Source organism: Kineococcus sp. R86509, assembly GCF_042466365.1.
Lineage (GTDB): Bacteria > Actinomycetota > Actinomycetes > Actinomycetales > Kineococcaceae > Kineococcus.
In genome coordinates, this window is record NZ_JAXHCE010000001.1 from 706,097 (window position 1) to 717,754 (window position 11,658).

An 11,658-nucleotide genomic window follows, 5' to 3' on the forward strand; every position below is an offset into this window, starting at 1 on the left:
CGGTCCGAACCCCTAGACCGCGCGGCGCCGCCGCAGCCAGAGGAGAGCGACCCAGGCGAAGGGTACGCGGAGCCAGAACGTCAGGGCCCGGTAGAGGAGCGCGGCAGAGAGAGCGGGCACCGGGTCGAGCCCCGACGCCACCAGTCCCGCGGCCAGTGAGGCCTCGGAGGCGCCGATGCCCCCCGGAACGGGGATCGCGGCGGCGACGGCGGAGCTCCCGACGACGACGAGCACCAGCAGGGGCAGCGAGGGGTCTCCCCCGACCGCACGGGCGCAGCAGAGCAGGGTGGAGGCGAACCCCAGGGGCACCGCCAGGTGTCCGAGCAGGGCCACCAGGACGCGGGTCGGGTGGGTCAGGACGCGGCGCAGCGCCGGCCATTCCGCCCGGACCGGCTCGACCACCTTCTCGGCGACGAGACGCCGGGCGCGGGGCCACCAGCGGACGACGAGGAACAGCACGCCCGCGAGCACGACCGCCCCGCCGAGGACCGGCCAGGGCAGCGACACCCCGGCCTCGGGCTCGCGACCCGCGAGGAGGACGCAGCCGAGCAGGAGCACCGCGGTGACGACGAACGAGGTGGACTGGACGATGCCGATGGTGGTGGCCGCGACCGCGAGCGGCAGGCCCCGCTGCTGCAGGTAGCGGACGGTCAGCGCGACCCCCCCGGTGCTCGACGGGGTGACGAGGTTGACGAAGGACGTCGCGAGCCAGAGCAGGCAGGTCCGCACGACCGGGATCCGCACGGGCGAGAGGGCCGTCATGGAGGCGACGTTGCCGAGCAGGGGGACGACGGCGACGATCGCTGCGATCGTCACCCAGCCGGGGTCGGCGGAGCGCAGCCGCTCCCCCAGGTCGGCCCCCTGCAGACGGTGCACGAGGACGACCACGGCCACGACGGTGGCGACCGCGAGGAGGACCCGCCAGAAGCGACGGGCCCACCGTCGGCGGCGTCTCAGGCGGTCAGCGCGGAGCCCTGGCGCCACTGGTCGTAGGTCTCGTTCCACACGTTGAAGCCGTTGCCGGGTTCGATGCCGCGGTCGCTGCCGGTGTAGGTCACGACGTCACCGACCTTGGAGTTCTGGAACATCCACTGCGCGTTCTCGGTGCTCATGCCCGTGCAGCCGTGACTGACGTTCGCCCTGCCCTGCGAGGCGACGGACCACGGGGCGGCGTGCAGGAACTCCCCCGAGTTGGTGAGACGCATCGCGTACTTCACGTCGAGGTTGTAGTAGCGCGGGTCGTCCTGCCCGATGCCGGTGGTCTCGGAGTTCATCTCCCGGGACTTCTCGAGACTCATGATCACCTTGGTGCCGCTGCGGGTGACGAACTGCCCGCCGCTGCCGGACTGCCCCAGGGTGACGGGGATGGTCTTGAGGACCTCACCGTCGCGGGTGACGGTCAGGGTGTGCGCACCGATGTCGACGGTGCTGAGCATCGCGGAGCCGATCGTGAAGTCGATGTCGCGGCTCTTGCCCCACACGCCCGGGGCGACCTCGATCGCGCCGAGCGCGAGGCCGACGTGCACCGTGCTGTGCGCGGGCCAGTACTGCTCGGGCCGGAACTCGACCTTGGTGTCGGAACGCCAGTTCCACGACCCGGCGACGGGGTTCGGGGACCCCGTGACGGTCATGTTCTGCTCGACGACGCTGCGCTTGTCCTTGGCGACGGGGGCGTCGAAGGTGACGATGACCGGCATCCCGACCCCGACCTCGGAACCGGCCAGCGGCGCCACGGCCGGGAAGGCCGTCTCGGTCGGGGTCAACGTCGTGAGGGTGCTGTCCCGCGTCGCGGCCGAACCCGCGGTGTTCGTGGCGACGGCGTGCACGGCGTAGGCCGTGGCCGGCGCGAGTGCCGCGCTGCTGGTCCACGTGGTCCCGGCGGCGTCCACGGCACCGGCCAGCGGGGTGCCGTCGGCCGCGGTCACGGTGACGTCGGTGAGCTTGCCCCCGGCCGCGGTGACGGTGACGGGTGCGTCCGGACGGACGTCACCGGTCAGGTCGGCCGGGGTCACGGTGATCGTGGCCGGCCGTGCGGACGGCGTCCCGCTCGCGGACGGCTTCCCGGCCGCGCCGGAGTCGGCGTCCGACTGGCAGGCGGTCAGCCCGAACGGCAGGGCGACCCCCGCCAGGACCGCCGCGACGATCGTGCGTCGCCGCACCTGGACGTACGTGCTGTTCTCCACCGAGCGCTTCTCCCCCGGGTCACCAGGACCCTCTCGTACTTCCCCCACCGTCGATCCTCGCACCTGGACGGCTCACCCTGGTGACGCCGCGCGGACACGTCGCGTTGCACGCGTGCACATCACGATCCGGTCACGGTCGCGACGGGTACCGGTCGGGGGGATGCCGGCAACGGGTGACGGGAGACCGCGATCCCCGGACGACCAGCCGCAGGGTTTCCCCGCCCGGGCCGGGCCCCGGATGTTCCCGGCCCCGGCGAAACGAGCTGTTCACAGGAACGAGACGAGCAAGCAACGCGGACGACCTACGTTCGACTCGAGTGACATTCGAAGTCATCGAAGCAGGTCACGCACCCACCCACGACCAACCGAGGAGTCTCGTGGACGTCGGCGTCTTCATCCCGATCGGCAACAACGGCTGGCTCATCTCCACGTCGTCGCCGCAGTACATGCCCAGCTTCGAACTGAACAAGACCATCGTCCAGAAGGCGGAGCAGCACGGGTTCGACTTCGCCCTCTCGATGATCAAACTCCGCGGTTTCGGCGGGGAGACGGAGTTCTGGGACCACAACCTGGAGTCCTTCACGTTGATGGCCGGGCTCGCGGCGGTCACCGACCGCATCAAGCTCTACGCCTCGACCGCGATCCTCACCCTGCCCCCGGCGTTGGTCGCCCGCATGGTGTCGACCATCGACTCGATCGCCCCCGGGCGGATCGGCGTGAACATCGTCACCGGGTGGGCCCCGAAGGAGTACTCGCAGATGGGTCTCTGGCCCGGCGACGACCACTTCCGCGACCGCTACCGCCGAGCCGAGGAGTACGTGCGGGTCCTGCGCGACCTCACCGAGAACGGTCGCAGCGACCTCGAGGGCGAGTTCTACACGATGGACGACTGCGTGCTCTCCCCCCGTCCCGGACACATCGACGTCGTCGCCGCCGGTCAGTCCGAGACCGGGATCCGCTTCGCGGCCGAGAACACCGAGTACGACTTCCTCAACGGCGTCGGGATCAACACCCCGACCGCGATGGCCCCGCACGGCGAACGCCTGCTGGCCGCGACGAAGGAGTCCGGGCGCGACGTCGGCGCGCTCGCCCTGTTCATGGTGATCGCCGACGAGACCGACGAGCTGGCCATGGCGAAGTGGCACGACTACCACGCCAACGCCGACCTCTCCGCCCTCGACTACCGCGCCGACGAGGCCGCCGCCGACGTGCACGCCGACGCTGACTCGACCGCCCGCACCATCTCCCTCCCCGAGGGCGCGGTGAACTTCAACATGGGAACCCTCATCGGTTCCTACGCCTCCGTCGCGCGGATGCTCGACGAGTTGTCCACGGTCCCCGGGATCGCCGGCGTCATGCTGACCTTCGACGACTTCGTCGCCGGCGTGGACGCGTTCGGGGAACGCATCCAGCCGCTCATGACCAGTCGCCGGCACGTGGCGGTCCCCGCGTGAGCCGGGTCCTGCGCGCGGCGGTCGTCCAGGCCGGGGAGTCCACCGAAGACCTCGACGCGAACCTCGACTCACTGGAAGCGCTGGTGCGCAGGGCATCCCGACGCGACGACGGGACGTCCCCGGACCTCGTGCTGCTCCCGGAACTCATCACCACCCCCTACTTCTGCACCTCCCGGGCGACGGACCGCTCCGGGTGGGCGCAGACCCTGCCCGGGCCCACCACCGGACGCTTCGCCGCCCTCGCCCGCGAACTCGGGGTCGCGATCGTCTGGGGGATGTACGAGCGGACGGGTTCCGACGTCCTGCACAACTCCGCCGTCGCGGTCGACGCGAACGGCGACCTGCTCCCCTGGCGGGACGCCGACGGGAACAGCCGCCCGGCCTACCGGAAGTTGTCGTTGCCGGCCAACCACGTCGGTGGTGTCGACGTGGACGAGAAGTTCTTCTTCTCCCCCGGCGCCTCCCCCGTCGTCCTCGACGTGCTCGGGGTCCGCTTCGCCTGCGTCATCTGCTACGACCGGTCCTTCCCCGAGCACTGGGCGCTGGCCCGGGCGATGGGCGCCGAGGTCGTGCTGGCCGTCGTGAGTTCCCTGGGGAGCCGGGAGGAGCTGTTCCTGCAGGAACTGTCGATCCGGGCGATGGAGTCGCAGGTGTTCGTCCTCGCCGCCAACCGGGCCGGCGCCGAGGAGCTCAACGGCCACCGGGTCAGCTACTTCGGCCGTTCCTGCGCGGTCGACCCCACCGGCGCCGTCCTCTCCGAGGCACCCGCGCACTCCGCCGGAGCAGTCCTGCAGGTCGACCTGGACCTCGACCTGGTCACCCGCACCCGCGCGGCGTTCCCGTTGTCGCGCGACCGCCGTTCCGACGTCGTCGAACTGCTCGCCCGCCTCGTCGCGACCCGCTGAACCACCAGCACGAAACCCCCCACGAACTCCCGCCGACCCTCCAGGAGCTCCTGTGCCCGTCGCCTCGCCGCGCCGCCCCTCGTTCCGGGCCGCTGCCCTCCTCCTCGCCGTCGGCCTGTCCGCGACCCTCACCGCCTGCAGCAGTTCCGACGCCTCGACCGGTGGTGGTTCCGGCGACGTCGACCAGGCCGGGGTGACCGCGGCCGCCGCCGCGGTCGAGGCCGCCAGCGTCGACCCGACGTTCACCCTCGACGCCCCGGCGTTCGCGATGTCCGGCATCAAGGGCAAGAAGATCTTCAACATCCCGAACTCCAGTGCGATCCCCTACATCCAGGCCGTCGACGACGAGAGCGCGACGATCGCCGAGAAGTACGGAGCCACCTGGGTGGAGTACACCAACCAGGGCACCCCCACCGAGCACAGCGCCGGGATCGACCAGGCCATCAGCCAGGGCGCGGACCTCATCGTGCTCGCGCAGGGCATCAACGCCGACCTGCTGACCCCGGCCCTGCAACGGGCCAAGACCGCGGGCATCCCGGTCATCGTGACCCACACCCAGCAGACGGGGACGACGTTCAGCGCCACCTCGGCGCCCCTGATCGCGGCTCAGGTCACGGCCCCGTTCAACGAGGCCGCCGCCCTCATCGCGAACTGGTCCATCGCCGACTCCGGGGGTTCGGTCGACGCCGTCATCATCACCTCCCAGGAGGTGCCGCCCTCCAACGGCATGGTCGAGGCGATGCAGGCCACGCTGAAGGAGAACTGCCCCTCCTGCACGAGCAAGGTCGTCAACGTCCCGACCACCGACTGGGCGACGAAGATCTCCGGCGAGGTCCAGACCGCCCTGCAGTCCGACCCGGAGGTGAACTACGTCCTGCCGATCTACGACTCCATGTCGATCTACGCGCAGCAGGGCATCACCGCGGCCGGGAAGACCGGCCAGGTCCAGATGGCCTCGTTCAACGGGACCCCCGACCTGCTGAAGCTCATCCAGGACGGCGACGTCATGGCGATGGACGTCGGCGAGAACATCTCCTGGCTGGCCTACTCGACGTTGGACCAGGCCGGGCGCGTCCTGACCGGGGCCCCGATCGTCGAGGACGGCGACGAGGGCACCCCGCTGAAGGTCTTCACCGATGACAACGTCGCCGAGACGGGCACCCCGCCGGCCGCCGGCACCGGCTACGGCGACGCCTACGTCGCGGGGTACGAGGCGCTCTGGGGCCGACCGTGACAGCCGCCCCCGCCATCCGGCTGACCGGGCTGACCAAGACCTTCGGCGGCCACCGCGCCCTGGACGACGTCAGCCTGGAGATCCCCGCCGGGACCGTCCACGGGCTCCTGGGGGAGAACGGGTCGGGCAAGTCGACCCTCATCAAGGTCCTCACCGGGGTCTACGAGCCGGACGCCGGAGCGGTCCTGGAGGTGGGGGGCCGCCCTGCCCCCCTGCCGCTGGCCCCGGGGGCCTTCCGGGCCCTCGGGATCAGCGTCGTGCACCAGGATCTCGGGTTGCTGCCCGAGCTGTCCGTGGCCGAGAACATGCGCATCGCCCAGGGGATCGCCACCCGTCGCGCGGTGGTCTCCTGGCGGACCGAACGCCGACTGGCGGGCGAGACCCTGCGCCGGCACGGCCTCGACATCGACCCGGCCGCCGCGGTCGCCACCCTCAGCGACACCGAACGGGCGCTGGTGGCGATCCTGCGCGCGGTCGACGAGCTCGGGGACTCCCGCACGCTGCTGATCCTCGACGAGCCCACCGTCTTCCTCCCCCGCGAGGGCACCGACCTGCTGTTCCGGGTCGTGCGCGACCTCGTCGCGGACGACCGCACCTCGGTCCTGCTGGTCTCCCACGACCTCACCGAGGTGCTGGAGCACACCGCCCAGGTCACCGTCCTGCGCGACGGTCGCCGGGCGGGGACGGTGGACTCGGCCACGACGGACCCGGTCGGTCTCACCGAGCTGATCGTGGGCGCCGACCTGGCCGCGGCCCTGCGCAAGCGCGCCGACGCGGACGCACCGGGTCCGCAGCCGGGACCGGTCCCGGGGCAGGGACTGGTCCAGGTCGCCCGCCTGGTCGCGCCGCGCCTGCACGGGGTGTCCTTCGACGTCGGACGCGGCGAGGTCCTCGGGCTCACCGGGTTGGCCGGTTCCGGCTACGACGAGGTCCTCCCCGCGCTCTACGGGGCCGCGGACGACGTCTCCGGGGACCTCCTCGTCGACCGCGACGCCCTCCAGCTCTCGTCCCTGACCCCCGCCCGGGCCCTCGGCGCGGGGATCGTCCTGGTCCCCGCCGACCGTCGCCGCGACGGTGGCATCGCCGAGGAGTCGGTGGAGCGGAACGTCACGATGCCGGTCATGACGACGCTGGGGTCGCGGTTCCGCCTCGACCGCCGTGCCCTGCAGCGCCGGGCCCAGGAGCTGTCCCGGCGCTACGACGTGCGGCCCTTCGACCCGGGCAAGGCGTTCGGGACCCTCTCCGGCGGCAACCAGCAGAAGGCCGTCCTGGCCAAGTGGTTGCAGACCGACCCGCGGGTCGTCCTGCTCGCCGAACCGACCCAGGGGATCGACGTGGGCGCCAAGGCCTTCGTCTTCGACCTGCTGCGCCAGGCGGCCGAGCGGGGCGCCTCGATCCTGCTCGCCAGCTCCGACTACGAGCAGCTCGCCACGGTCTGCGACCGCGTCCTGGTCCTGGCCCGCGGCCACGTGGTCGCCGAACTGAGCGGCGCCGAGCTCACCCAGGCCACGCTGTCCGACCGCGTCCTGTCCAGCACCCGGCTGCTGGACACCCACTTCCCCGTCCCCACCCAGACCAGGGAGGCCTCGTGAGCACGAGCACCCGCACCGCCACGTCCACCGACCCCAGCACGGAGGCCGGTGGCCGGAGCCGGTGGCGACTGGCTCCGCACGCCGAGCGGTTCGCCCTCATCGGCGTCTGGGTCGTCGTCCTGGTGGTGTTCTCCCTCGCCCGGCCGCAGACCTACCCGACCGCCGGGAACCTGCAGGGCGTCCTGGGTTCCCAAGCGGTCCTGCTGGTCGCCTCCCTCGGTGTCCTGCTCCCCCTCATCACCGGGGAGTTCGACCTCTCGGTCGCCTCCGCGCTGGGTCTGTCCTCCATGGTCACGGCCGTCATGAACGTCCAGCACGGCTGGAGCATCGGTGCGGCGGTGCTGGCCGGGGTAGCCTCCGCGCTCTGCGTGGGCATCGTCAACGCCATCGGCGTCGTCGTGTTCGGGATCCCGTCGTTCATCGTGACGCTCGGGTCCGGCACCTTCGCGCTCGGCGTCGTGCAGTGGATCTCGGGGCAGTCCACGGTGACCGGGATCGACCCCCACCTCGTCCAGGCGACCGTCGGGACGCGACTGCTGGGGGTGCCGCTGCAGTTCTTCTACGGTCTCGCCGCCGCGGTCCTGCTCGCCGCGCTCCTGGAGCTCACCCCCCTGGGACGACGGCTGCTCTTCGTCGGTCGTTCCCCGCAGGTGGCGAAGCTGTCCGGGTTCGACGTCCCGCGCCTGCGGGCGGGGGCGTTCCTCGGGTGCTCGACCATCGCCGGTCTCGCCGGCGTCGTCTACGCCGGGGCCCTCGGCGGCGCCGACCCGTCCTCGGCGCAGTCGTTCCTGCTGCCGGCCTTCGCCGCGGCCTACCTCGGCGCCACCGCGATCGTCCCGGGCCAGTTCAACCCCCTCGGCACCGTCGTCGCCGTGTACTTCCTCTCCTCCGGGGTCGTCGGTCTGCAGATGCTGGGCGCGCAGAGCTTCGTCCAGCAGCTCTTCTACGGCGGGGCGCTGGTCGTGGCCGTCGGCCTCTCCCGCTACGTCCGCCACCGCGCGACCCGCTGAGCCCCCACCGCACGAGGAAGGGCCCCGCACCGGATTCCGGTGGGGGCCCTTCGTCGTGCGGGTGGAACTCAGTGGGCGTGCTCGCCCTTGTAGTACTCGAAGACCCAGCCGACGATCATCGGCACGGAGATGACGACCCCGATGAACCAGAGCCACCAGCCGACCGCGACCCCGAAGAAGGTCACCGCCCCGCCGGCGGAGAGGAACAACGGCCACCAGGAGTGCGGGGAGAACATGCCCTGCTCGCCCGCGCCTTCGCTGATGTCGGCCCGGGGGTTGTCCTCGGGACGCTCGTCGATGCGCCGTGCAGTGATGGTCAGGTAGGTACCGACCAGCAGGGCGAGACCACCGGTGAGCAGCAGGGCGATGAAGCCGACCCACTCCGTCCACTGGGTCAGCATCCCGTAGACGAACGCGACGGGGACGAAGAACAGGATCCCGCCGGAGAACAGCCAGGTTTCGGGTTTCATCGTCAGCGGCCTTCCGTCACGTCTTCACGGCCACGGCGGTCGGAACCGCCGTACACCGCGTCCAGCAGGTTGCCGCCGCCGTCGTGGATGTCGTGCGCGGCGATCTCGGGGTGGTGCAGGTCGAACGCCGGACGCTCCGAGCGGATCCGGGGCAGCGAGGTGAAGTTGTGCCGCGGCGGCGGGCAGGACGTCGCCCACTCCAGCGAGGCACCGTAGCCCCAGGGGTCGTCCACGGTGACCTGCTCGCCGTGGCGGGCGGTGCGGTAGACGTTCCAGAGGAAGGGCAGGAACGACAGGCCCAGGATGAAGGACCCGATGGTGGAGATCTGGTTCATGGTGGTGAACCCCTCACCGGGCAGGTAGTCCGCGTAACGACGCGGCATCCCGGCCGCACCCAGCCAGTGCTGGATGAGGAAGGTCGTGTGGAACCCGACGAAGAGCAGCCAGAAGTGCAGCTTGCCCCAGCCCTCATGCAGCATCTTCCCGGTCAGCTTCGGCCACCAGAAGTAGAAGCCGGCGAACATCGCGAAGACGACGGTCCCGAAGACGACGTAGTGGAAGTGCGCCACGACGAAGTAGGAGTCGGAGAGCTGGAAGTCCAGCGGCGGCGCGGAGAGGATGACGCCGGTCAGACCACCGAAGAGGAAGGTGATGAGGAAGCCGACGGCCCAGAGCATCGGGGTGTCGAAGGTCAGCGACCCGCGCCACATCGTGCCGATCCAGTTGAAGAACTTCACGCCCGTCGGGACCGCGATGAGCATCGTCATGAACGAGAAGAACGGCAGCAGGACCTTGCCGGTCACGTACATGTGGTGGGCCCAGACCGTCACCGAGAGGCCGGCGATGGAGATCGTCGCGAAGACGAGGCCCTTGTAGCCGAAGACGGGCTTGCGGCTGAACACCGGGAAGATCTCGGTCACGATGCCGAAGAACGGCAACGCGATGATGTAGACCTCCGGGTGCCCGAAGAACCAGAACAGGTGCTGCCAGAGGATCGGCCCACCGTTCGCGGCCTCGAAGACGTGGGCCCCGAGGATGCGGTCCGCGGCCAGCGCGAGCAGCGCGGCGGCCAGCACCGGGAAGGCCATCAGGACCAGCACGCTGGTGATGAGGGTGTTCCAGGTGAAGATCGGCATCCGGAACATCGTCATGCCGGGGGCGCGCATGCAGATGATCGTGGTGATGAAGTTGACGGCACCGAGGATCGTCCCGAACCCGGAGAACGCCAGGCCCATGACCCAGAGGTTCCCGCCCAGACCGGGCGAGTGGACGACGTCGCTCAGCGGCGCGTAGGCGAACCACCCGAAGGAGGCGGCGCCGCCGGGGGTGACGAAACCGGCCGCGGCGGTGAGACCGCCGAAGAGGAAGAGCCAGTACGCGAACATGTTCAGCCGCGGGAAGGCGACGTCCGGTGCACCGATCTGCAGCGGCATGATCGCGTTCGCGAAGGCGGAGAACAACGGCGTCGCGAACAGCAGCAGCATGATCGTGCCGTGCATCGTGAACGCCTGGTTGTACTCGTTCTTGGTGTTGAACACCTGCATGCCGGGCTCGAAGAGCTCGGCACGGATGAGCAGCGCCATGATCCCGGCGAGCAGGAACCAGATGAACGCGGTGATGAAGTAGAGGTTGCCGATGACCTTGTGGTCGGTGCTGGAGAGCCAGCCGGCGATGACCGCGCCACGACGGCGCGGGATGACCTGCCCCAGGGGCTGGCGCGTGGTGACGCGCGCTGCCGTCCCGGGCAGGTTGAAGCTCTCAGCAGCCATCAGCCGTTGTTCCCGTCACTGGTCGTGTCCTTCGCGGTCTCAGGGGCCTCGCCGACGGAGTCGGCCTGGACACCCGCGAGTTCCTCGGCGCCGGCGAGGGTCGTCGGCAACGAGCCGGTCTGACCCGCGGCGTCGAGGTCGTCGAGGTGCTGCTGGTACTCCTCCGCCGAGACGACCTTCACGTTGAAGAGCATCTCGGAGTGGTACTCACCGCAGAGCTCGGCGCACTTGCCCTTGAAGGTCCCCTCCTTGGTGGGGGTGACCTGGAAGGCGTTCGGGCTGCCCGGGATGAGGTCCATCTTCATGAGGAACGCCGGGACCCAGAACGAGTGGATGACGTCGCGGGAGTACAGGTCGAAGCGGACCGTCTCGTTGACGGGCAGGTACAGCGTCGGGAGCTCGTCCTCGACGTCGGCCCGACCCGAGAGGTCGGCCTGACGACCGGTGTCGTAGACGCCCGGCTTGGAGTTGTCCTCGAGGTAGTTGAAGTCCCAGGACCACTTCTTGCCCACGACCTGGATCGTGACGTCCGGGGCCTTCTTCGTGTCGAGGATCGTCTGCTGGTCGCGCGCCACGTAGTAGAAGAGGACACCGACCATCATCACGGGGACGATCGTGTAGAGGATCTCGATCGGCATGTTGTAGCGGACCTGCGGCGGCATCTCCGGGTCGTTCTTGCGACGCCGGTAGGCCACGACGCACCAGATCGTCAGGGCCCAGACCAGGACGCCGACCGCCAGGGCGGCGATCCACGACCCGTCCCAGAGCTTGGAGATCCGGTCGGTCATGTCCGTTGCGCCGATGCTGGCGTTCGGCAGGAAGAAGTTGCTCGCCGAAGCGTCCGGCCAGTCGCCGGCGCAGCCGGACAGCAGCAGGGCCGCACCACCGGTGAGGGCGCCTGCCAGCAGTGCCTTGGGGGGACGGCGACGACGTGTCGCGCCCGAGTCTCGCGTGCCCAACGTCGGCCTTCCCACGGTTCGTGCGGTGAACGGGGACGTTTCGTGCTCCCGACGCGTTGGTCTTGAGCAGAGCCGTCCTTTG

General features: G+C 70.3%; 10 protein-coding genes. 5 read left to right on the forward strand and 5 right to left on the reverse strand.

Annotated elements, in window-relative coordinates:
• Positions 1–12: 12 nt before the first annotated feature.
• Together SJY07_RS03405 and SJY07_RS03410 are read right to left on the reverse strand one after the other, a co-directional pair.
• Positions 13–1,005, reverse strand: coding sequence for a YbhN family protein (locus SJY07_RS03405; protein ID WP_380157035.1), 993 nt, complete (start codon positions 1,003–1,005; stop codon positions 13–15).
• Positions 954–2,183: an Ig-like domain-containing protein gene (locus tag SJY07_RS03410; protein WP_380157037.1), complete on the reverse strand. Its 1,230-nt coding sequence runs from the start codon at positions 2,181–2,183 to the stop codon at positions 954–956. The genes SJY07_RS03405 and SJY07_RS03410 overlap by 52 nt, the downstream gene beginning before the upstream one ends.
• 377 nt (positions 2,184–2,560) lie before the next feature.
• Here SJY07_RS03410 and rutA point away from each other — a divergent pair, with 377 nt between their 5' ends.
• Genes rutA through SJY07_RS03435 form a run of 5 tightly spaced genes read left to right on the forward strand, consistent with a single transcriptional unit; the run spans position 2,561 to position 8,378 of the window.
• Complete coding sequence (gene rutA / locus SJY07_RS03415; RefSeq protein ID WP_328295641.1) at positions 2,561–3,637, forward strand: pyrimidine utilization protein A; 1,077 nt, start codon at positions 2,561–2,563, stop codon at positions 3,635–3,637.
• Positions 3,634–4,542 (forward strand): carbon-nitrogen hydrolase family protein, encoded by a 909-nt coding sequence (locus SJY07_RS03420; RefSeq protein WP_380157040.1) that lies wholly within the window; start codon positions 3,634–3,636, stop codon positions 4,540–4,542. The genes rutA and SJY07_RS03420 overlap by 4 nt, the downstream gene beginning before the upstream one ends.
• Before the next feature lie 52 nt (positions 4,543–4,594).
• Positions 4,595–5,776, forward strand: a complete 1,182-nt coding sequence (locus SJY07_RS03425; RefSeq protein WP_380157041.1) for a sugar ABC transporter substrate-binding protein — start codon at positions 4,595–4,597, stop codon at positions 5,774–5,776.
• Positions 5,773–7,368 carry a sugar ABC transporter ATP-binding protein gene (locus SJY07_RS03430; protein ID WP_380157043.1) on the forward strand — a complete coding sequence of 532 codons (1,596 nt, stop codon included), beginning with the start codon at positions 5,773–5,775 and terminating at the stop codon, positions 7,366–7,368. The genes SJY07_RS03425 and SJY07_RS03430 overlap by 4 nt, the downstream gene beginning before the upstream one ends.
• A complete protein-coding gene (locus tag SJY07_RS03435) occupies positions 7,365–8,378 on the forward strand; it encodes an ABC transporter permease (RefSeq protein ID WP_380157045.1) in 1,014 nt (337 codons plus the stop codon). Before SJY07_RS03430 ends, SJY07_RS03435 begins: the two co-directional genes overlap by 4 nt.
• Before the next feature lie 68 nt (positions 8,379–8,446).
• Here SJY07_RS03435 and SJY07_RS03440 read toward each other — a convergent pair whose 3' ends face one another.
• From SJY07_RS03440 to coxB, 3 genes are read right to left on the reverse strand one after another with little or no spacing between them, the layout of a single operon-like run.
• The gene (locus SJY07_RS03440; protein ID WP_328295636.1) at positions 8,447–8,848 is read right to left on the reverse strand and encodes a cytochrome c oxidase subunit 4; all 402 of its coding nucleotides are present in this window, start codon (positions 8,846–8,848) and stop codon (positions 8,447–8,449) included.
• 2 nt (positions 8,849–8,850) lie between these two features.
• Positions 8,851–10,617, reverse strand: coding sequence for a cytochrome c oxidase subunit I (ctaD, locus tag SJY07_RS03445; protein ID WP_328295635.1), 1,767 nt, complete (start codon positions 10,615–10,617; stop codon positions 8,851–8,853).
• Positions 10,617–11,576: a cytochrome c oxidase subunit II gene (gene coxB, locus SJY07_RS03450; RefSeq protein ID WP_328295634.1), complete on the reverse strand. Its 960-nt coding sequence runs from the start codon at positions 11,574–11,576 to the stop codon at positions 10,617–10,619. Before coxB ends, ctaD begins: the two co-directional genes overlap by 1 nt.
• Positions 11,577–11,658: the final 82 nt, after the last annotated feature.